Annotated in this window: 16 protein-coding genes and 1 tRNA gene; 2 read left to right on the forward strand and 15 right to left on the reverse strand. The window is 55.0% G+C overall.

What is annotated here, in order from left to right; translation table 11 throughout:
* Window positions 1-22: 22 nt before the first annotated feature.
* Window positions 23-838 carry an SGNH/GDSL hydrolase family protein gene (locus TREBR_RS09435; RefSeq protein ID WP_013758949.1) on the reverse strand — a complete coding sequence of 272 codons (816 nt, stop codon included), beginning with the start codon at window positions 836-838 and terminating at the stop codon, window positions 23-25.
* Window positions 839-1,069: 231 nt separating this feature from the next.
* On the opposite strand from TREBR_RS09435, the gene TREBR_RS09445 reads away from it, so the two are divergent.
* Window positions 1,070-2,575, forward strand: coding sequence for an IMP dehydrogenase (locus tag TREBR_RS09445; RefSeq protein WP_013758950.1), 1,506 nt, complete (start codon window positions 1,070-1,072; stop codon window positions 2,573-2,575).
* A gap of 102 nt (window positions 2,576-2,677) precedes the next feature.
* On the opposite strand, the gene TREBR_RS09450 is transcribed toward TREBR_RS09445, so the two are convergent.
* From TREBR_RS09450 to TREBR_RS09460, 3 genes are read right to left on the reverse strand one after another with little or no spacing between them, the layout of a single operon-like run.
* Complete coding sequence (locus TREBR_RS09450; RefSeq protein ID WP_013758951.1) at window positions 2,678-4,114, reverse strand: RluA family pseudouridine synthase; 1,437 nt, start codon at window positions 4,112-4,114, stop codon at window positions 2,678-2,680.
* A gap of 27 nt (window positions 4,115-4,141) precedes the next feature.
* A complete protein-coding gene (gene tsaD / locus TREBR_RS09455; protein WP_013758952.1) occupies window positions 4,142-5,158 on the reverse strand; it encodes a tRNA (adenosine(37)-N6)-threonylcarbamoyltransferase complex transferase subunit TsaD in 1,017 nt (338 codons plus the stop codon).
* A complete protein-coding gene (locus TREBR_RS09460; protein WP_013758953.1) occupies window positions 5,139-6,206 on the reverse strand; it encodes a divergent polysaccharide deacetylase family protein in 1,068 nt (355 codons plus the stop codon). Before TREBR_RS09460 ends, tsaD begins: the two co-directional genes overlap by 20 nt.
* A gap of 239 nt (window positions 6,207-6,445) precedes the next feature.
* Between TREBR_RS09460 and TREBR_RS14310 the strand changes: the two genes are divergently transcribed.
* Entirely contained in the window at window positions 6,446-6,616 is a 171-nt protein-coding gene (locus TREBR_RS14310; RefSeq protein WP_013758954.1) for a hypothetical protein, read from the forward strand.
* A 77-nt stretch (window positions 6,617-6,693) separates the two neighbouring features.
* Here TREBR_RS14310 and TREBR_RS09465 read toward each other — a convergent pair whose 3' ends face one another.
* The 11 genes from TREBR_RS09465 to TREBR_RS09515 form a co-directional block, all read right to left on the reverse strand.
* A complete protein-coding gene (locus tag TREBR_RS09465; RefSeq protein WP_013758955.1) occupies window positions 6,694-7,452 on the reverse strand; it encodes a lysophospholipid acyltransferase family protein in 759 nt (252 codons plus the stop codon).
* A gap of 87 nt (window positions 7,453-7,539) precedes the next feature.
* Complete coding sequence (locus tag TREBR_RS09470) at window positions 7,540-9,996, reverse strand: helicase C-terminal domain-containing protein (protein ID WP_013758956.1); 2,457 nt, start codon at window positions 9,994-9,996, stop codon at window positions 7,540-7,542.
* Window positions 9,997-10,080: 84 nt separating this feature from the next.
* A tRNA-Glu gene (locus TREBR_RS09475) sits at window positions 10,081-10,152 on the reverse strand.
* 63 nt (window positions 10,153-10,215) lie between these two features.
* Window positions 10,216-11,457, reverse strand: a complete 1,242-nt coding sequence (locus TREBR_RS09480) for a tetratricopeptide repeat protein (protein WP_013758957.1) — start codon at window positions 11,455-11,457, stop codon at window positions 10,216-10,218.
* A 168-nt stretch (window positions 11,458-11,625) separates the two neighbouring features.
* Window positions 11,626-12,675, reverse strand: a complete 1,050-nt coding sequence (locus TREBR_RS09485; RefSeq protein WP_013758958.1) for a flagellar filament outer layer protein FlaA — start codon at window positions 12,673-12,675, stop codon at window positions 11,626-11,628.
* A 115-nt stretch (window positions 12,676-12,790) separates the two neighbouring features.
* Entirely contained in the window at window positions 12,791-13,285 is a 495-nt protein-coding gene (locus TREBR_RS09490; protein ID WP_013758959.1) for a GerMN domain-containing protein, read from the reverse strand.
* Window positions 13,282-14,316 (reverse strand): N-acetylmuramoyl-L-alanine amidase, encoded by a 1,035-nt coding sequence (locus TREBR_RS09495; RefSeq protein ID WP_013758960.1) that lies wholly within the window; start codon window positions 14,314-14,316, stop codon window positions 13,282-13,284. The genes TREBR_RS09490 and TREBR_RS09495 overlap by 4 nt, the downstream gene beginning before the upstream one ends.
* Window positions 14,313-16,004 (reverse strand): ATP-grasp domain-containing protein, encoded by a 1,692-nt coding sequence (locus TREBR_RS09500; protein ID WP_013758961.1) that lies wholly within the window; start codon window positions 16,002-16,004, stop codon window positions 14,313-14,315. The genes TREBR_RS09495 and TREBR_RS09500 overlap by 4 nt, the downstream gene beginning before the upstream one ends.
* Before the next feature lie 7 nt (window positions 16,005-16,011).
* On the reverse strand, window positions 16,012-18,546 hold the full coding sequence (locus TREBR_RS09505) for a cytidylyltransferase domain-containing protein (RefSeq protein ID WP_013758962.1): 2,535 nt from the start codon (window positions 18,544-18,546) through the stop codon (window positions 16,012-16,014).
* Window positions 18,543-19,535, reverse strand: coding sequence for a hypothetical protein (locus tag TREBR_RS09510; RefSeq protein ID WP_013758963.1), 993 nt, complete (start codon window positions 19,533-19,535; stop codon window positions 18,543-18,545). Before TREBR_RS09510 ends, TREBR_RS09505 begins: the two co-directional genes overlap by 4 nt.
* Window positions 19,510-21,180, reverse strand: coding sequence for a spiro-SPASM protein (locus tag TREBR_RS09515; protein WP_013758964.1), 1,671 nt, complete (start codon window positions 21,178-21,180; stop codon window positions 19,510-19,512). Before TREBR_RS09515 ends, TREBR_RS09510 begins: the two co-directional genes overlap by 26 nt.
* Window positions 21,181-21,202 lie beyond the last annotated feature (22 nt).

The following is a 21,202-nucleotide window of genomic DNA, read 5'->3' on the forward strand; positions in this document are numbered from 1 at the left end:
ACCGGAACGAATCCGCCGCTTTTCAGCTCGGTTCGGCCGGCGCGGCTCTATCCGTACGGACATATTTTTTCAGCGCGTTATCCGATTCGCCGACGGCGCGGACTGCCAGATACGCAACGTACGACGCGCCGTACGCGTTCAAATGCGTGTTGTCTACGCCGGCGATTTCGGGACCGGGGCGCGCGTGCAGTTCCAGCGTACCGGCCGGGCCGAGCCGTTCGTACAGCGATTTTGTCAATAGAGTCAAATCGACGACGGTCGTCCCCGTTTCGGCGCCCAAACGGCGGATACATTCGGCATAATCGCCGCCGGGAAATCCCGGAACGCCGGCCGTTCGGTGAATAAACGTACCGTCGTAGATTCCGGCCGCATTGCGGCGCACGATCGGCGTGCACAGAATCGGAACGGCGCCGCGTTCAAACGCAATCTTCAAATAATTTTCATACAGTGAGTTTTTGAACGAACCGACCGCGTTTTTATCGCCGTTCGGATCGGTGTACCGAGCAGCTTCCGCTTTTTCATCGTTGTGAGCAAAGCCGATCATCAGAAAATCGTCTTTTTTAAGCAAATCGAGCAGCACCCGATAATTCGCTTCAGTGGTGAAACTCTTTGAGCTGCGGCCGGAAAGCGCGAGATTAACGACGCCGATATTTTCAACGTAATCGGCGATTTTCGTTCCGTATCCGTACCGGGGACAATAATACGGATCGTTAAAAGGACTCACCGTGGAATCGCCGACCAGATACAATTTGACGCCCGAAACGTCGGAAACCCGTACCGCGGGTCCCGCTTTTTCAACTGTTTCACGTGCGGCTATCGCCGCTTCTTCTTCATACATACCGTATCAGTATACTATCATTTTAGGAAAAGAAAACGGACAAAAACAGTAAAAAAACGAACCGCCCCTTTTTTTACCGAGAAACGCACTCCGCCGTATCTTGCTGTACTCCGCCGTACCTCGCCGCGTACGCAACGCACGTATTGACTTCAAACCGTGCTTTTCGGTATACTCATCTATTAAATCGGACATTTTCATACCCAGTTATGGGATACCGAAAAAGGAGACATCATGGCGTATTACTTTGAAGAACCGTCGCACACGTTCGGTGAATATCTGCTCGTTCCCGGCTATTCATCCGCAGATTGTATACCGGCGAATGTCAATCTGAAAACCCCCGTCGTCAAATTCCGCCGGGGCGAAGAAAGCCCGCTTTCTATGAACATTCCGATGGTTTCGGCAGTCATGCAGTCGGTTTCCAACGACACGATGGCGATCGCACTCGCAAAAGAAGGCGGAATTTCCTTTATTTACGGTTCCCAAACGATCGAACGGCAGGCCGACATGATCCGCCGCGTAAAAAGCTATAAAGCCGGATTCGTTACCTCCGATTCAAACATCAAACCCGATCAGAGTTTGCAGGACGTCGTCGATCTGAAAGCCCGTACCGGTCATTCGACCGTCGCCGTTACTGCGGACGGCAGTCCCAACGGAAAACTGCTCGGTATCATCACCAGCCGCGATTTCCGTATCAATAAAGTGGACCCGGCGGCAAAAGTCCGCGACTACATGACGCGATTCGACGACTTGATCGTCGGTCAGGACGGGATCACGCTCAGTGAAGCGAACGAACTGATTTGGGCACATAAATTGAATTCACTGCCGATCATCGGCAAATCAGGAAACCTCGTTTCCATGGTGTTCAGAAAAGACTACGCCTCGCATGAAGAACATCCGCTTGAACTGCTCGACAGCAGACAGCGCTACGTCGTCGGCGCGGGAATCAACACCCGCGATTATATGGAGCGCGTTCCGGCGCTGATCGAAGCGGGCGCGGACGTATTCTGCTTGGATTCTTCAGAAGGATTTTCCGAATGGCAGAAACGCGCGCTGCACGACATTCATAAAAACTTCGGCGACAAAGTCAAAGTCGGCGCGGGAAACGTCGTGGACAAAGAGGGTTTTCTGTTTCTGGCTGAAAACGGGGCGGACTTCGTAAAAGTCGGTATCGGCGGCGGTTCGATCTGCATTACGCGCGAACAGAAAGGAATCGGGCGCGGTCAGGCAACCGCAACTATCGAAGTGGCAAAAGCGCGCGACGAATACTATGAAAAAACGGGTGTCTATATTCCGGTATGTTCCGACGGCGGCATCGTGCACGATTATCACGTAACGCTCGCGCTCGCAATGGGAGCGGATTTCGTTATGCTCGGCCGCTATTTCGCCCGATTCGACGAAAGTCCTACCAACAAACTCATCGTAAACGGCAGCTACGTAAAAGAATATTGGGGCGAAGGTTCAAACCGCGCCCGCAACTGGCAGCGCTACGACTTGGGCGGCGCAAAAAAGATGGCGTTTGAAGAAGGCGTCGACTCGTACGTGCCGTACGCGGGCAGCCTGCACGACAACGTGGGCATGACGCTCAGCAAAATACGGCACACGATGTGCAACTGCGGCGTACTGTCCATTGCCGAACTTCAGAAAAACGCGAAAATCACGCTCGTTTCACAAGCGTCCATCGCCGAAGGCTCGTCTCACGACGTCGTCGTGCGAAACACGTCCATACGGGCGGAATAAACTGTGAAACGCCGCCTTGCGCGGCGTTTTTTTTATAGCCGGCCGGCCGCCGCAAAGCGCTGCCGCCGGCAACCGCAAAGTGCGCCGCCGGCAATCCCGCCATTAAAACGGTACGGCGGAGGTGAACGTCATCCGTTCGCCCGAAACCGGATGCGTAAAAGACAGCAGCGCGGCGTGCAGCGCCAGCCGCTCGCCTTCGAGCCGGGTCCCGTACAACCGGTCGCCCCTGATAGGCGCGCCCAACCCGTTCGGGTGCATCGAATGCAGACGCAGCTGATGAGTACGGCCGGTCAACGGCGTAAAACGGACGCGAGTCAGCACACCGTCGGAAGACGTCTCCTTACCGCACCGTTCAAAACCGATGAGGCGCCATTCCGTCACGCCCGTTTTTCCGTATACGGGATCGAACACTTGCCGCGGACGGTTTTCAACGTCCAACCGGAACGGCAATTCGATCCGGCCGCTTTCCGCCGCACGAAAGCCGCAAAGCCCGTCCCGATCAGCGCAAACGGACTGTGCCGCCGCACCGCGCGGTTTTCCGCGCAGCAGCGCTTCGTATTCCTTATGGACGGTTCCTTCCATAAATTGGCGGGAAAGACATCGGTGCGCGTCCGCCGTCAAAGCCAATACGAGCAATCCGGACGTATCCATATCGAGCCGATGAACCGAAGGCTGCGCTATGCAGTCAGGATACAGCCGCCGCAGCCGGTGCACCGCGCAATCCTGCTTATCTTCACCCCGGCCGGGTACGGAAAGCAGGCCCGCAGGCTTGTTCAGTACGATACAGTGCTCGTCGCGGTACACGATTTCAATTCCGAGCATAACCGGCAGCACTATCCCGCATTTTTCATCGCACGGAGGATAAAAGCAGCCGGGAACGCGGGTGCCGGAACGGTTCGGTGCGCCGTAAAAGAATTCGGCAAGACTGAGCGGCTGTAATCGGTGAGCAAACGCGTACCCGAGCAACTTGGGCGCGCAGCAGTCTCCCGTCCCGGTCGGCGGAAAAGCCGTTCCGTTCCGAAAACCTCCGTAAAAATCGTCGAACGTACGGATCGTTCCGTCCGCGCACGGAAAACGGTACAGTCGGTAAACGGAGACAAGAGATCGGCGGGAAAGTTCTTTGCGCAGACGCTTCAATTCGGCCATAGAAACGGCGTCGGAACCGCCGGTTTGAGCCGAGGCTATCCGGAGTGAAAGCGATTTGATTTCCGCATCGTCGCGCGCCGTAATCGCATCGTACGCCGCCGTGTCCAAAAGCGGCGGCACCCAACCGGGAACGTTCCAGCAGCCGTTGTATTGTCCCGAAAACGCTTTAAGCACGACGGTTCCGCCGGCCGCCGTACGGCACACGAGTACGCCGAACATCTGCCCGCGCGCGCCGCTAAACACGTACGACGTCGAAAACCGCCCGCTTCGCTCCCCTGCCGGAATCGGATTTCCTGCGGCATCTTCAAAATCAAGGCACCGCTCTCCGTCCAGCTTACGCATAAGCGAACGGCAATACCGAGCGGCGAGCGTTTCATCGAACGGCGCGAACATACGGACAAACGGCGGACGCGGCGGCGGTCAGCGTTTCAAACCGCGTTTGAACGTCGGAACGCGGGCACACGCGGTAACGTCGAGCGGGCTGCGGTCGCCCCGCTGCAAAAACCTATAACCGACGCCGGCGATCATCGCGCCGTTATCCGTACACAATTTAAGCGGCGGAAAAATGCAATTCAGTTCGGTACGTTCGGCAAGCATGGCGCGCAGCCGCGAGTTCGCCGCAACGCCGCCGCCGGCAACGATCGTTGTCAAACCGGTATCCGCGACGGCACGCAGCAGCCGTGAAATCAGAATCCGCACGGCGGTTTCCTGAAAAGAAGCGGCGATGTTTTCGGGCGTTTTCTCGAAGTCGGGATTCCAGAACAAATCGATCTGATTGATCACCGCCGTTTTAAGTCCCGAATACGACACGTCGTAGCGGTGCTCGCCCTTATGCAGCGACGGTACCGGAAACCGGGCCGCCGCGGGATTTCCGTTTTTGGCAAGTTTGTCGATAATAACGCCGCCGGGATAACCGAATCCGTAAAATTTGGCGACTTTATCGAACGCCTCACCGACGGCGTCGTCTACCGTCGTTCCCAAGATTTCGATATCGTCGAATCCGGAAACTTTGCAGATAATGCTGTGCCCGCCTGAAACGAGCAATCCCAAATACGGGTATTCGATGTCGGAAGCAAGATGCGCGGCGTACAGATGACCGAGCATATGGTTCACGGCGATAAACGGCTTGCCCGTTGCCCAGGCGAGCGTTTTGCCGAACGTAAGGCCGACGAGCAGCGAGCCCATCAGACCGGGACGGTTCGTCGCCGCAATACCGTCTATATCGCCGAGCGATACGCCGGCTTCGGTCAACGCCTCGGATACGACCGGCAGAATCCATTCGGCGTGTTTACGGCTCGCTATCTCCGGAACGACGCCGCTGAATTCCTTATGGAACGGAATTTGCGTTGCGATAACGTTGCTCAGGATCGTGCGGCCGTCTTCGACTACGGCGGCGGCGGTTTCGTCACAAGAGGACTCAATTCCCAAAATCTTCATACAAACCTCGAATTCCCGAAAAAGTATACCCTTTTTTCTTCAGCAAAGGATACAATTCATTCAAAATAGATGCAAGCTGCGGCGACCATACGTGTCCGATCATAACCGCATACCCTTTTTTATTCGCAATAGCTGCGCCGCGATACAGCTGGTCCAAAATATCCCGCCGATCCGGCGTATTATCCAGAAAAATATCGCGCTCCCAAATCTTCATGCCGCGCGCGGCGGCAACGGCCGGAACCTGCGTATCGGCAGTCGTTCTGGAATCCAAAAAGAATATCCCTTCGGCGGCGCATACGTCAAGCACCGCGTCCATCTGCGTTACCGACTCGGTAATGAGCGAACCTTCGTGGTTGTTCATTCCTGCCACCGGACCGATTTTCTGCAAATTCGAGTGCAGCAATTTCCGTACGGCGTCCCGATCCATATCGGGATGAATGGCACCGGGACCCGGATTCACGGCCAAATTTTTTGCCTGCATGGGCTGATGCAGCAGCAATTCTTTGCCGGCGGCACGCACCCGCTTTGCCGATTCAACCGAATGCACCAGTTCCGGCATTACGGCGATCGACACGGGAAACGGTAAATTGAGAAACGGCTGCAGCTGGTCCAGATTCTGACCGCCGTCATCAAAAATGAAAACGAGCACGGCGCGGGGTGCGGCGGTCGGAATAAGATCGAATTCAGGATGAACCGGCGGCACCGGTTCTTTCGGAACTATCGGAAGCGAAGGTTCCGGAACACTGACCGGTTCAGTCGGAGAAGTCTGCTTGGCAGGCTGCTGTTCAACGGACGGCTGCACGGAAATAGGCGGCTGCACGGAAACTGACGGCGAAACAGGCGTCTGCGGAGTAACCGGCGCGGGAACGGACGGTGAGACGGCAGGCGGCTGCCGAAAATCTTCGGCAGCGGGCGGCGCAGTCAAAACGGCCACGCACAACATGCAGATACATACGGCGGCAATCGCAGCAGTTAAAATGAAAACCTGTTTGCGCGGAAGTACGACTTTCGGCTTCCGCGTCCGTCTGCGTTTTTTCTTTTTATCCATGATTTACCGTATCAGTATACCAAATGTGAAACGTTACGGCAAGCTGCGCGGAAACGGGCAAAAGGAAACGGGACGCAGCTCCCGCATCGAATCATTCAAAGTGTACCGTAAAAAACGGCATTGCCGCGGATTATTATGCGTTTACCTTCGATAATAATCCGCCTTTCAATTGACACCGGCCTGATAATTGTGTATTATTATAGAATAATCGATTATATTTTTTTAACCGGAGGCTAGTCATGGCTGGAGCCAGTAAAAACTCTCGTACGACCGTTACCACCCATAAATTCTTCTGCTCATGCGGCGGTGAAGTTGTAATGAAGACATTGTTTGAAAAAGGCAGACTGAAAAACGTTGCCGAATGCTCGAAATGCAAGCGTGTAGAACGCCGTCCCAAAGACTTCAAATAAATCGTTCACACAAAAAAAACCTGCTGGAAACAGCAGGTTTTTTTATTCGCTACGGGAAAGGAAACAGCCGGCTGAAATCAGCACGCATCCGTTCCGGCACGCCATTCGTCGAGCTGCCGCTGAATCAGTACTTTGCTTTCTTCAAGAATCCGCATCTGTTCCTGCTTCGACGTCGGCGCAGGATATATTTTCAGTATCTTCACATGATATAAACCGTTATGCAGTTTCCGCATGATACCGTCCAACGTCGAAACCTTGTATCCGCCGTCGAGCGCACAGACGGCAACCGGCATGGGAGCCCGGTCGAGTAACCGCCGGAAACCGGCCGCGTAAAACGAACCGAGATTGCCGTCGCGGCTGCGCGTTCCTTCGGGAAAAATGACCGGAATTTGAGCGCGGGCGACTACGCGTTCCGCAAACGAGTCGAGCGTTTTCATTGCGACGGACGGACTGCCCGTGCGGGGAATCATCGCGTGTTCGTGTGCGCGCAGCATTTCGGATACGAGCGGCACGTGCCGGCCCAATTCGGCTTTTGCAACGAACCGCAATTTCTTATCGCGCAGAAACCGCATATACAGCGGGATATCGAGTAAACTCTGATGATTCGACACGATCAGAAACTGCTCAGGCAATTCGCTTTTCAGATTTTTATCTCCGCAGAATTTAAAATTTTTATACGTCGATAATATGGAAAACAGACGCGGCGCACAGACGCGCACGATATAATCGGATATTTTTACGCTCAACTTCCGCGAAATCGGATAAGCAAAAATATTCAATATGGCGGGTCCCCCTAACGCAACGAGAAAGCACCCTATCGTAATAAAATTGGTCATGCGGCAAATAACTCCTGTGCGTGTATTTTATCGGTTCTTTTCCGAAAAGTCTATCCCTCGCGATTTTTTGTGCCGTGTTTGAATTTTTTACAAAAACCGTTCGACGGCGGAACACACCGTTTCAAGCGGTTCGTACAGACGTTTCGTTTCGGGCACGCTGTCCAAAAAAATGCGGCCGTACCGTTTTTCCATGATCCGCCGGTCGAGCACGACGACGCAGCCGCGATCCGTAGAACGGCGCATGAGCCGCCCGAATCCCTGCCGGAATTTGATGACCGCGTCGGGTACGCTCAACTCCATAAACGGATTTCCGCCCTTCCGCTCCACCGCTTCCGAGCGCGCGGCAAAAACCGGATCGGAAGGTACACTGAACGGCAGTTTTACGATAATCACCTGCGAAAGCGATTCGCCGGGAACGTCCACGCCTTCCCAAAACGAGTCGGTTGCAAAAAGCACGCTCGCACCGTCGTTTTTAAACGTTTCAAGCAGCCGGAAGCGGTCGTCGTCGCCCTGACGCAACACCGTAATACCGTACGGCGCCAATTCCCGGCGCGCGGCATCGCACGCACTGCGCAGCGCTTCGTACGAAGTAAACAGGACGAGCGTGCGTCCCATCGCCGACGTGATCAGGCGCGTTACCGCAAACTCGGTAAACGGCTGAAAACGCGGGTCGTCCGGAAACGGCGCATCGCGGGGCACGGCGAACAGCAGATTCGTCCGGTACGGAAACGGCGAAGCGAATTCGCCGGTACGCACGCGTCCTTCGTCTACGAACCCCGCGCCGCTGCGATGCAGCCAGAACTGGAACGTGCTTCCGATACGGAGCGTCGCGGACGTACAGACGACGCTGCTCATCGGCTCAAAAACACCGGCGTTCATCATCGGCGCAATTTCAAGCGGCGTCTGGACGAAGCGCGGATACCAAACGGGTTCCGCCGCTCGTCCCTTGCCGGCGGAAGCGTTCCATTTCATCTTTTCAATAAAAAACACCGTATCGCGCCGTTCGTCCCATTCTGCAAAGTTTTTGCACAACGCGGCGGAACCTTCCAGGCGGCGCAGCACCGCGCGCGATTCCCAGACGGCAGGAACATCCCGTTCGTCTTCGGCAATGCTGTCTATCAGCTCGCGGATCAGAGCAGTCCAGGCGGTGAGCGCGCTCCGCACTTTTTCGAGCGCGTCAAGCACGGGCGGGAACAGATTCGCCGTCGAATCGGACAGGCGCACCGTGTACTGCGTATCAAGCAGGGTCAAAGCCGCTTCGTCAAGGTTACGCACGGCGTCCTTTATTTCAGTCACGGCCGCGATGACTGCCGTCGTGTTGTCCGAACCGGGAGCGAGCGCGTCGAGCGTAAACAAATGCCCCGCGACTGCGCCGCCTCTGCGTATCCGATACATGATATTGAGTTGTTTTATCAGTTTGAACCGGGTGATCGTTTCCGAAAAAAAGCTCGTCGCGGCGGCTTCAATACCGTGCGCTTCATCGAAAATGATGCGCTTGTACGGCGGAAGCACCGCCGTGTCGTCGTATCCGGCACCCGCAAGCCGCGTTTCAATATCGGCGAACAGCAAATGATGATTTACGATCAGCAAATTCGCATCGGCGGCTTCTTTTCGCACTTTCATAACGAAGCACTGATCCCGATGCGCGCAGCGCATTCCCATACAGGCGTCCGACTCGGAATTGATTCGGCTCCACACGAATTCGGACGGCATGAACGACAAATCGGAGCGGCTCCCCGTAGAAGAATCTTTGACCCACTGAGAAATCCGTTCAAATTCGTCGGTATATTCCGAAAACAGATCCTGTTCGGCAAGCGCGTCGTTCAAACGGCGCAAACAGACGTAATTCTGCCGGCCTTTCAGCAGCACGGCCTTCACCGGTTTATCAATCAATTTCACCGCAGCCGGAATATCCTTTTCGGCAAGCTGCTGCTGCAGATTGATGGTTCCCGTAGAAACGATAACGCGTTCCTTATTCGTCAGCGCCCACAACATGGCGGGAATCAAATACGCGTACGATTTACCGACGCCTGTTCCCGCTTCAAACACACCCACGGCGTTGTCGTTGAACGCGCGGCTGATTTCAGCAAGCAGCGCAATCTGCGTCGGACGCTCCTCAAAATAGTCGGACTGCGCTTCAAGCGGTCCGCCGCCTGAAATGAACAGACACGCCTCATCAGGGTCGAGTTTTTTTATTACCGCGGGTTTGACCGGTTCCACCACCGCGTATACCGAAGTAACGTCGTTATCGATAATATAAAAGCCTTGCGCGTTTTCAGCCGCACGGGAAGCGATCGCCAAATCCGCGTCGGACGGTTTCAGAACGCCGGAAGGATGATTGTGAATCAGCACGTGTGCCTGCCGGGCCTGCTCGAACTGAACGGGAACGGCACTGTCGTGACCGCGGGCGGCGGCGCTGACGGAAACGACGATTCCTTCGGAATTGATCTTACCGGCAAAAAAAACTTCGTTCCCGCCCGCTTCCGCAATCGCCGCGGACATTTCGCCGCACACGGCCTGTGTAAAACGTTCAGAACTATTCATACGCACTTCCGGGCCGGTGCTTCGCGTACGGGTACAACGGCATATTTAAAATAAAAAAGGGCTGAATATCATCAGCCCTTTTGTCATCTCCTAGGGGAATTGAACCCCTGTTGTCGGGATGAAAACCCGATGTCCTAACCACTAGACGAAGGAGACATACGCGACGTTTGACAATATACCAGATGATAAAAAAAACGTCAAGTATTTTCATTATAAAATTCACATATTCATATCGAATTTTTCAACCAGTTTCGCGTGCAGCCGCCGGCAATCTTCGTCGTCCAATCCGAGTTTATTCGCCGTGTCCAGATCCGCCATAGCTCCCGCGTAGTCCGCAAGTTCGTATTTCGCCAGCGCGCGGCGGTAATACACGTGCGACTGGAATTCGTTGAACGTAAGCGATTGGGTAAAAAAATCAACGGCTTTTTTATGTTCGCCCAAAATGCCGTACACGATCCCCATATAATACAGCGAACGGAAATTTTCGGGCTGACACGCCACGCTTTCCGTAAAATCACGCAGCGCCTCGTCATATTTGCTTTGTGCAAAATACGCCATTCCCCGATGCTTGTAAATGACCGATAAAATAATCCGATTCGGTTCGGGTTTCGATTCGATGATGCGCGTATAAATCAACACGGCGGTGTCCAAATCCCCCGTATTGTGCGCGTGGATCGCTTCAAGCAGCAAATCGTCTATAGTACCGCGCACGTACGGAGACGGCGGCGGCGCTGACGCCTGAACGGGCGACTCGTAATCGGGAGCGGTTTCCCGCGTGATTTTATCCGCTTTTTCGTAAAAGGAATTCCGTCTGCAATCTATTTCACGATTCAGTTTGTTCTGATAATCACGAATTTCCTGAAAGATAATATCGGCAAGGCTTAAACTCGCGTTCATTGAAGCAAGCTTCCGTTTCAGCGGCAGGTCGAACGGAGAAAACTCCGATTTATACACCAACTCGTGTTCAACTTCCGCCCACGCGTCCTGCAAAATGGTCCGAATCTGAATTTCACACACACATTCGTCCGGCAGCGGGAACCCGCCGGAAGCCGCGGCGTCGGTAATTTCATCGGGAAGCGCAATGAGCACGTGTACCGACTCGTACCCGAATTCCTTAAACGTCAAGTCGGCGCCTTTGCGCTCGATTTCACGCACGTCGAACATTTGCACTATTTGCTGCTCGACGAGCGAAAGATCTTCCAAAAACGCACAAATCACGCGAATCCCCATTAAATCGGTCAGCACCGGAAGCCCGCCGCCGCCGAGCGACGCGGGCTTTATACGAAGCAGCTTCCGATAATAGCTGTTAAAATCTTTTACGCGGGATTTGAACGTCGGACAGGACGACAGGGAAATGGAATCCTTCAGCTGCAATTCGATCGAATCAAGCACGGATTCGAGCGTCGGCCGATAAGATTTATACAGGTTTTCAAGGGCGCTTCTATTCGGAAGTATCTGCATAACTTTTATTCCTATAATGCTGTAATATATACCGAAGAACTACAGTATAGCACCGATTCCGGTCTTAGACAATAAAAAACCGTCTGCGGCACACGGCAGACGGTTTCAAAAGAACATTCAGATCATCTGCAAAAATCGGTACGGACGTATCGATTCTTGCAAATTAAATTATTCGGCAGTTGTAGTGGTCAAGCTGGAAGTAAAGCTGTCTTCCTGCGCCTGTTTAGCCTGTTCCAGGAAACGATTGACCTGCTTGTTACCGAAACGCGTCATTTCAGCATTCTGCTTCTGCGCTTCTTTTGTGGTAATGATTCCCCACAAATCTTCATCGGCAATGTCGCGATCGGTTGTCAGCATGGCTTTGTCGTAGATGATTTTAACATCTTTGAAATAACCGATGAACGTTTCCCCGGCGTTCATGGCGTCGCGGGAAATCTGAAATCCGGTAAACTTCACGAACGGCAGTCCGCGCGGATAAATCGGGTATACGCGGATTTCACGGGTACGGATTTCATTGATATAAGCCGGATTGTTCCATTTCATTTCTTTCCAGCCGTCGAAATTCAAATCACCCATCAGATAACGGCGTTCAATTCCGTCGGTATCTTTCAGCATAACGTACAATTTATGGGGGAAGTTCATTCCCATCGTCGTAACTGACAAGGACTTAATGGTTCCGACGTTCTTTACGACACCGTAACCGTCTTCAAACAGCGTTTTTCCGCTTGCTTTTTCTTCCGCAGTAGGAGTCTGGCGGGTACCCGTATCGTCGGCGGTAGACAAAGGTTCATATGCGGGGATATCGAACGCCGGTACGATTTTTGCGTTTGAGTTGACGGACATGGCGGGGAATTCAATGCGAACACCCATAACCTCTTTGCCGGCAAACGGTACCGTCGCGGAATCTTTCACCGGTGCGGGTTTGACCTGAGACAGGGCAAGACTGGTAACGCTGCGCGCGGAAGAATTCAATGAAACTTCCCAGTTGGACAACGCCAGCGAAGTTTTCATAAGCGACTTCTGATCGTCGGTGAACGTCGCCCCGGCGGTAACAGAATAATCCATTACAGTACGGCTGTTCTGAGTCGGATTGCCGTTGTCATCGGCAATAATATCAGCATTCAACAATGTAAAATCAATAATTGTTGCTTCATCACCAAATGCAAACGCTCCAACGAGCAACATAACCGCTGCAAATAAAATGAAAGTCCTCTTCATTCGAAGCTCCTTATAATACACTATATGTAGCCTTGTATACTTATAAAGTATCTCTCAAGATAGCTTTTTTGTCAACGCTTTTTTTTCCGGTTTAATTGTTTTTTGTAAAAAACTGTCAATTTCCGGACACATCTTCATAAACCCGTTTCCCGTCGATAAAAAGTTCGACCGTTTTTATCCGGGGAAAATTTTTCAGCACGTTCAGCGTAAAAACGTCGGTTCCGTCTTTTATGGAAGAAACGACGCCGCCGGCCTGCAGCGCCTGCGCGGACAGATCCACATACAACACGCCGCCGCGGACGAAGCAGGACTGCACCTGAGTTCCGGGCACGAACAGCGGACGGAAGCGATGCGTGAGCGGACCGAGCAGTATGTCTTCCACAAAAAAGCGGACACCGCTCTCGGCGGAAAAATCCGGTTCAACGGACGAAGGCATGTATCGAATCTCCGTAAACACGCCCGGTTCATCCAACGATTCAAAATAACAGATCCGGCGCGAGCCGTCACTCCGTACGAGAAAAAAAACGAGCGACACTGCAAACGCAGCGGCGATTCCGAGCGCGGCGATAGAGTCCGCGCGTGTAAAACGGTAATTACGTATCTGTATCATTGCGTACCGGTAAAACCTCTTGAGCGTTCAAAATGCGTTACAAACGCAGCGAGTCCATTATATATCCCAACGGCAATTTTACGCAAGTACTCCGGATCGGCAAGCAGCGCCGCTTCCTTTTCATTGGTAATAAAACCGGTTTCAACCAGTACGCTCGGCATGTTCGCGTTGCGGACGACGAACCATTCTTCGGCCTTGATACCGCGCGAAGAACTTTTATCTCCTATCTGCGCACCGAGCCCGTCCATAATGAATTTGGCGATAAGAATACTTTCAGTCGTATATTCTTCTTCCATCATGGAATTCAGTATCGGAAGCAGCGCTTCGTCTTCGGCGGCATCCGATGCGATTACCGTGCGCCGGAAACCGGGACTCAGATACCACACTTCGTAACCGGACGCTTTTTTGTCGAGCGAAGCGTTCGCGTGAATGGAAACATACAGAATCGCTTCATGAGGCTCCAGCTGCACCGAATTGGCTATATCGACGCGCTGTTCGAGCGAAAGCGTCGTGTCAGTGGAGCGGGTCAGCATGATTTTCTTGTCGGGATATGCGGCTTTCAATTTTTCGGCAAGCATGGTCGACACGCGGAGCGTAACGTCTTTTTCTTTCAGCGTTATTTTTCTTCCATTAATTGTATGCGTATCCAGCGCGCCGGGATCCCTGCCGCCGTGCCCCGGATCGATCAGAATCGCACCGATACGGTAAAATACTTCGGGCACTTCGGAAGCGAACAATTCCGAAACGGCGGCAAGAAAAGCCTGCGTAACGTATACGCCGCCGTCCCGTTTTTGCGGCGCGTCAGTAACGGCGAACCGGTTGTAATCAAGAAGCACGAGAGGATCGCCCGCGTGAAAGGACAGCTGATGTCCGTTTTTTTCGAGCAATCCGCTGCCTGAAAGCGGATCCCAATACAAGGACGCGCCCGTCTGCAGCGCCGCATCCTGCAAACGCACGGACGCAGTCTGAGCCGAAAGCAACGGCAGCAACAGCGCGGCGCACAGCAGCGTACCGGCGTACCGTTTTATCATAGCGGTGCTCCGGCAGCCGACCGGTGAACGCCGGCCGAATCCGCGGCGTACAGCATTCCCTGCAAGCCGCCGCGCACGCACGCACGCCAAAACATGGATTCCGGTACGCCGGCCGCCGAATCGGGGCCGGATTCGGAAATCATTTTATCGAACGATTCCGCCGACTGCCGGATCGTACGGTAACTCCAATCGCGCACCGTATCGGCGACCGGCAGCAAGCACGCGGGAATATGAGCCGATACGGGATACCGTACGGCGGTATGCTCGGCGTCCGAACGGCCGAGAAACGAATCGAACGCAGCGGAAACGGCGGAATCGAGCGGAAACGCAGCCGGCGGATATCCGTCTTCGCCGGCACAGACCGTCCGCCCGGCCAAAAAAGCGTCGGTAGCCGGATTATCCGCTTCCAGTCTGAGCACGATGCACCGAACGGCGTGTTCCGCTGCGGAAACCGCTTCGGTACGGTCTGCGGAAACGGCAATAACGTTTCCGCATTTTTCAACGTTGTTGTGCGGAAAGACCACCGCAGCACCGGCAGCAAAGCGCGGCAATACGTCGCGGACACCGGGTACGGAAGCGGCCTCGGACAATCCGCAGACGGCGGCTACCGTTCCCGGAACGGAAATCCACGCCCGTTCGGCACAGATCCGGGCGGACGGCACTTCATACAAATCGAACGGCGCCGCACCCGAAACGCCCGCGCGCAGCGAAAGCGGCTGCCGGTGAGCCAAAAGCCACGCCGGTTCTTTTCCCGCCGCGATAAGTTCGGCCTGTTCCGTAAGCGGACAGTCGGAAGCGTACGGATAAGTCCAGCCGGACATGTATCCGCCTGAAAGCCGTGCGGCGATTTCACCGATCATCGGCCCTTTGCGGGTCAGTTTTATATCGGCCTTCGCCGCTCCGCAAGTCAGCCCGAGTGCCTGAATGCCGCGGGCAAACGCGGCGATCAACTCGAGACGGTCTTTTTCACTCACCGTCGTGGGCATCGTATGCCCCGTTTCGATAAAGTACGGCGGATAAAAAATGTGTCTGTCGGCAAAACCGCAAACCGTTACCGTTCCGTCGTACACGAGCGCGTCGATCGAAAATTCGGGACCGTTCATATAATCTTCAAGAATGGCGCGTCCGCTGCGGGAGTTTTCCATCGCGGCGCGCAGCGCAGGCTCGAGTTCGTCCCGTGCCCGGATCAGCCGGCAGCCCCTGCCACCCATGTTGTCAACCGGTTTTACGACGAGCGGAAACAGCAGCGCGCCCAGCCGATCGGCGGTCAGACACACCGAATCGAAAGACGCTTCGTCAACCTGCATAAAATGAGGCGACGGCACGCCGTGCGTTTTGAAACAGCCGCGCATCCTTATTTTATCGCTCGCGTTGAGCGCCGCTTCAACCGAATGGGCGGCAAATCCGCACGCGGCGGACGCATACGACACCGCCGCCGAAAAATCGGTTCCGGCGGTAAAGACGGCGGTCAGACCGTCCTTTTCTTTCAGTTCAAGCGCGAGATCGCGGATTGCGTCGCGATTTTTCAAATCGATCGGCTCGAAGCGATCGGCGAGCGGCACGCACAGCGCGGCCGGATTCGCGTCGACGAGCGTTACTTTATACCCGAGTGAACGGGCGGCTTCTATCGCCGGGCGCTGCATCAGACCGGCGCCGAGTATCAGAATATGTCCGTTATACGATTTCATACGAGCCTCATTTTTTCACACAATATAATTCAAACGTATCTCCGAGTCTGCAAAAACGACTGAAGCAGGAAAGCAGCGAATGAAGCGGCGAATGCGGCGTCATCCCGTGCTTTTGCGCCGCCGGAAAGCGTTCCGCGTGGTGTCCGGTCGAAATACATTTCAAAGTCCTGAATCCGTACCGTTTCAGAATATCCGCGGCGCGTCCGGGTTCCCACAACGTATAATGATCCGCAGGACTCCGCGCAAAAAACGATTCGGGCGAATATTTTGCCGAAACACCCGACGCCGACGGCGTTGAAAACGCGAAAATGCCGCCTTTTTTCAGCATGCCCGAAACGGCTTTAAGCACCGAATCAAGATCCGTAAAATGCTCGATGACGTACCACATCGTAATCGCGTCGAACTGCCCGACTCCGAATTCAACGGCAGGGTCGAAGTCGGGAAACGGGGCGCAAACGGCCGGATACCGCAAAATGTTCTGCACATATTCGATCGCCTCACCGGAAATATCCGTACCGTACACCTGCCAGCCCGCGTCGGAAGCTGCGTCCAAAAACGGCCCCATCGCGCAGCCGATATCCAAAACCGACGGAGTAAGCGCGGAACTCTTCCTGATTTTACCGCCGGTATGCGTCCGCATCCAAAACAAAGCGTCGATGACGGACATTCTGCGCACGCACTGCGCTTTTATGGAAGTAAAATCTTCAAGATAGGTCTTTCCGTACTGTTTTTTATAATCGTCAAAAAAATACGCCGCGCCGTATTCGGTCTGCGCGGCATCTACCGTCCACGACATATACAGCATACCGCATTTCGCGCATCTGCGGAACGTCCGCTCCGCAGTACGCGCCGCTATCGGATCGGGTACGTTTTCACGGCCCGATACGGTACCGCAGACAGGGCACGTATTGCGCCGGCCGCGCGCCAATTTGAGCACGAACGAATCGAGCGTATCCGTTTCAACGGCTGCGGCGCGAACGAGCGGCGATTCGGGATACAGCAGCTCAGGTTTCAGCAGCAAACCGTTCACGGCGTTTGCGTTCAGCGCGTCCTGCGCCAGTACTTGAAATCCGTATTTCTGCGCCAACACGACGTGCAGCGAAGACGTGCCGAGCAGCACGACGCCGCAGCCGGCGGCAACCGCTTCAAACGCGGTAAACCCGTAATGCGTTACGACGACATCGTACAAATACAGTTTTTCCCGCAAATTGGAAATGGGCGGCACAAACCTGATATTTTTCTGCAGCGATTCGGGTATTTTGGCTCTGACCGCCGCCGGATCCGCAACCACCGCCGTAACGCTCTTTCCGTTTTCCGCAAACGCGATTGCGGCGGGAACGGTCAATCCGGCGGGGTCTTCTCCGCCTGCGGAAACGAGCACTTTATCACCGAGCGTGGGCGGGAACGTCCGTTCCGCGCCGCCGCATTCCGGTTTTCGGTTTTTCGGAAGCGGAATAAATCCGCTGTTGCACAGATTCGCTTCGCGGCTCAATTTATACGACGGGATGATGTCCAGCAGATAGTCGCAGTATCCCGTAAAGGAGCCGCCCTCGTCGATAGCGGCGACGGGCGCCGCAGCATACAGCTGCTGAGCAAGGCTTCGATCGAGCGAAAAACGGTCGGTTACGATAAGACTGTATTCGCCCGGCGCCGGCAGCGTGTCCAAAATCTGCCAACTTTCAAGCCCGTTGCGCTTCGCTTCTTCCAGCAAATCGGACGTTTCAGCCAAATCCGCCGAAGCGGGAATATACAGATCGGCGCCGGTTTTGAGCGCGATATCGATGCAACGCCGCAAATGTCCGGTACCGCAGCCTTTTTTGACGGAAGGCACGCACAGCACCGGATCCGTTACGGCGGCGGTCGCGCAGGCCGCGCAGATTTCCTCCGCAGCGTACGGCTTACGCACCGTTTTTGATCCGGAAACAGCGCGTACGATCCGCAGCGCCCGCCGGTAATCGGCGTACGAGTCGACCGTCGTTCTGTAAACGGGATGATTCCACGCAGACGGCGCCGTAAGCAGCACCGCCGCAAAGTTTTCCGGATGTTTGTACAGCGCGGGGCCGACGTGTTCGTGATCGTACGGATCGGAGGTCATGCCGCACGCTTCTATCAGCGAGCGGGCGTTTATCAGTTCCACGCCGCTGCCGTGCGGCAATCCCGTCCAGGTGATGTAGTCGCACGGATGTTTTTTCATTTCGTCTACGAGCGCGCGGGCCGCCTCGTAAAAAAGGAACGGATTGTCTCCGGTCGCCCGTACGATCGTGTCCGACGGCAGCACGCAGTCGGCGCGGACGGCGACTTGACAGAAACGGTCGAGCACGTCGTCCCGTGAACCGGCAAAGCACTCCCACCCGCACTCGCGCGCGACGTTCTGCAATTCGCTTTCGGAATCGGCGTCCGTGGCAAGAATATACCGATCCGCCGGCACCTGTTTCATCGCTTCGAGCGTCCAAGCGATAAGCGGCTTTCCGCCGAGCGGAAGCAGCGCTTTGCGCGGCAAACGGGAAGAGGATAATCTGCACTGCACGATGATGATAATCATAATTGGACTGTCTCCCACGTTCGGATAAGCGTATTCATATCCATTTGGAATCTGTATTTATTATGCGACACCCAGCGGCGCGCGTCGGTAAACTGCCGGTACGAGTCGGCGAATCCGAACGAAGATCGCCGCTGATAACCGAAAAATTTGCTGATCGGAATATAACCGTAATCCGTTTTCAGCCGCGGCGCGAGATTTTTCAAAAAGAACCGCAATTGGTACTGATCAGGCGTGGCGTCTTCCACGGGAATTTCATCGTCGTACGCAATTTGGAACACCGGCGAAACGAGCAATTGTTCGCCCCACAGCCACGCGCGGACGGAAAAATCGAGATTCTGCCAATACGGGGAACGGATGGTATAATCGTATCCGCCCAAGCGTACGAATTTTTCATGATGATACAAGCCCATAAAGTCGAACGGATATAAAGTCCGGCTTTTTTCCGTGATCGAAGCGGAACTGAGCGGCTTGAACACGCCGTTTTCCACCGACGGACTGAATTTGACCGGCAGCGGTTGGAGCCGAGGCGTCATGAGACGCGGCGCAACGCACAAAACATCGGATGAAACGAGACGCCGGGCAAGATGCGGCGTAATGAGCGACGACGACAGCCGCACCGTATCGCGGATCACGAGCACGTAGCCGCCGTCAAGTTCTCCCATACCGATATTGATCATGTCGCCGACGGTAACCGGTTCCAACGGCACGATAAATTTAACGGACGGAAAACGCTGCGCCAAATCTTCTATATTGTAATTATCCGCGGAATTTTCTATCGAAACGATCGATGCGAATCCCAAACGTACGAGCGTTTCAAGAATTCTGCCGCGGTAATGACTGCCGCTGCTCGAATTGAGCAGGATAACAGAAAGCGGAAGTCGTATTTGAGAGGCGTCGCCGGTAAGGTTCGCCGCGGCTGCGTCTTCGGCACCGCCGAGAACCGTCCGCCGCACCTGTCGTTCGTTAAAAATTAAAGGTATAGTATTCATCGCACGCCTTGCATTTGTCAGTATACACCATATCTTTCCCCCGATTCCAGACGTTTTCGAGCGAATCGGCGAACACGTTGCCGCAAATTCCGTCGAACAGATATTCGCGGCACATCGGAACGCTGCCGTCCGCAAGAATCACCATGTCGCGCCGCTGATGCCAGCACGGATTGCGCACGAGCGGAGACAGATCCGCGACTTTCAGGTTGCGCAGCGTACCGGCAAAATCGTCGTATTTTTGTATGATTAGGCCGCCCGATTCTTTTCTGCCGCGGTAAAACGTTTCAAGCTGCGCTTCGTTCACCGTCGTGCGGACGAACTGCGCGTACACGCTGCGCGGAAAATACCGTTCAAGCACGGATACCGCGTCGAGCGCTTTCCCGTACCGAACGGGCATCGTCCGCGTACCCGCGCCGCGCATGGCGGCGTACATCGATTCGTCGGCGGCGTCCAGCGACACGATCCAGTTTACGGCAGCCTGTCCGTTCGCGCGCGGCGCGGACTTTGCGGCGGCGGCCGCGACTTCACCCGCAAGCGCATCCGTAACGGCCATACCGTCCGTTTCAACGAGCAACGACAGCCCCTTATGCGCAAGCACCGCTTCTATAAAGCGGAGGAATTCGGGATGCGCCAGCGGTTCACCCCAGGCCGACAGCGCTACCACGGCTTCACCCGATAAATCCGCCATTCGGGACGCGAGTTCCGAAAACTGCCGGATATCCATAAAACAGCGCGGATTCAGCGCGGCGGCTTCGGCGGGATCGTGCCCGAATTTTGCACGGTACGCCGACGGATACGGGCAATACGTACACGTACCGGGACACACGGACGAAATCTGAACGTTGTAAAACGACGGCACCGTGCGAAGCACGGCGGAACTGAACACGGCCTTCGCCGCCAATTCGTCTGCGGAAAGCCGGTGCGCGTCCCCGGCGCCGCACGAGGTAAGCTCGAACAGGCGGCGGCACGCCGTGAGTCCCGCCTTCGACGTGCACGCGAAATCCAAACGGTACTGCCGCATGTCCTCGTCGGAAACGAGCGTTTCTATTTCAAAAGAATTGATATCGCCTTTCATCAGCTCGAAAAACACGTCGCGCGTTACCGGAGACGCATTCGCTGCCGGAGACGCATTCGTTACCGGAGCGGCATTCGCTGCCGGAGACGATTTTTTTTCGGCAAGAGCCGCCAGAATCGCCACCGTTCCCGTATCTATCACGCACGGCGCAAAGCCTTCGGGCCAGCCGTCGGCAAACGTATACTCCGCAGCCGAACGGACGTGCAGCGCGAACACGCGTGCGGTCAGCGCTTCGTCGTAGAACGGACAGGCACCGCGGGCATGAACAACAGCGTCAAAACCGGCCGCACGGCGGTTCAGTTCCGCAATGAACGGAGCCGTTTCCGCAAAATCGCCCGCCGCGACGGCAACCGGTACGGGAAGCTGCTTTGAAGCGAGCGCATCCCGGACGGACCGCTCGTATCCGGACGGCACGAATACGACGGCCGCACCGACCGTTCCGCACGAACCGGCGGAAACGACCGCCGCTATCCAGGACAGTACGCGCTCAAACGCGGAAGCTCCGCCGAACACCGGCTCGAATGCGTATCCGGCTGCATCGCCGGCATATACAGAAATGAGTGTTTTCATACGTTATCAGTATCGGCAAAAA

It is taken from the genome of Treponema brennaborense DSM 12168 (assembly GCF_000212415.1).
Classification (GTDB): domain Bacteria; phylum Spirochaetota; class Spirochaetia; order Treponematales; family Treponemataceae; genus Treponema_F; species Treponema_F brennaborense.

Bases quoted from the DNA above. Each gene is read 5' to 3' on its own strand.
- TREBR_RS09435 (WP_013758949.1), bottom strand. From the start codon at position 838: ATGTATGAAGAAGAAGCGGCGATAGCCGCACGTGAAACAGTTGAAAAA.
- TREBR_RS09445 (WP_013758950.1), top strand. From the start codon at position 1,070: ATGGCGTATTACTTTGAAGAACCGTCGCACACGTTCGGTGAATATCTG.
- TREBR_RS09450 (WP_013758951.1), bottom strand. From the start codon at position 4,114: ATGTTCGCGCCGTTCGATGAAACGCTCGCCGCTCGGTATTGCCGTTCG.
- tsaD (WP_013758952.1), bottom strand. From the start codon at position 5,158: ATGAAGATTTTGGGAATTGAGTCCTCTTGTGACGAAACCGCCGCCGCC.
- TREBR_RS09460 (WP_013758953.1), bottom strand. From the start codon at position 6,206: ATGGATAAAAAGAAAAAACGCAGACGGACGCGGAAGCCGAAAGTCGTA.
- TREBR_RS14310 (WP_013758954.1), top strand. From the start codon at position 6,446: ATGGCTGGAGCCAGTAAAAACTCTCGTACGACCGTTACCACCCATAAA.
- TREBR_RS09465 (WP_013758955.1), bottom strand. From the start codon at position 7,452: ATGACCAATTTTATTACGATAGGGTGCTTTCTCGTTGCGTTAGGGGGA.
- TREBR_RS09470 (WP_013758956.1), bottom strand. From the start codon at position 9,996: ATGAATAGTTCTGAACGTTTTACACAGGCCGTGTGCGGCGAAATGTCC.
- TREBR_RS09480 (WP_013758957.1), bottom strand. From the start codon at position 11,457: ATGCAGATACTTCCGAATAGAAGCGCCCTTGAAAACCTGTATAAATCT.
- TREBR_RS09485 (WP_013758958.1), bottom strand. From the start codon at position 12,675: ATGAAGAGGACTTTCATTTTATTTGCAGCGGTTATGTTGCTCGTTGGA.
- TREBR_RS09490 (WP_013758959.1), bottom strand. From the start codon at position 13,285: ATGATACAGATACGTAATTACCGTTTTACACGCGCGGACTCTATCGCC.
- TREBR_RS09495 (WP_013758960.1), bottom strand. From the start codon at position 14,316: ATGATAAAACGGTACGCCGGTACGCTGCTGTGCGCCGCGCTGTTGCTG.
- TREBR_RS09500 (WP_013758961.1), bottom strand. From the start codon at position 16,004: ATGAAATCGTATAACGGACATATTCTGATACTCGGCGCCGGTCTGATG.
- TREBR_RS09505 (WP_013758962.1), bottom strand. From the start codon at position 18,546: ATGATTATCATCATCGTGCAGTGCAGATTATCCTCTTCCCGTTTGCCG.
- TREBR_RS09510 (WP_013758963.1), bottom strand. From the start codon at position 19,535: ATGAATACTATACCTTTAATTTTTAACGAACGACAGGTGCGGCGGACG.
- TREBR_RS09515 (WP_013758964.1), bottom strand. From the start codon at position 21,180: ATGAAAACACTCATTTCTGTATATGCCGGCGATGCAGCCGGATACGCA.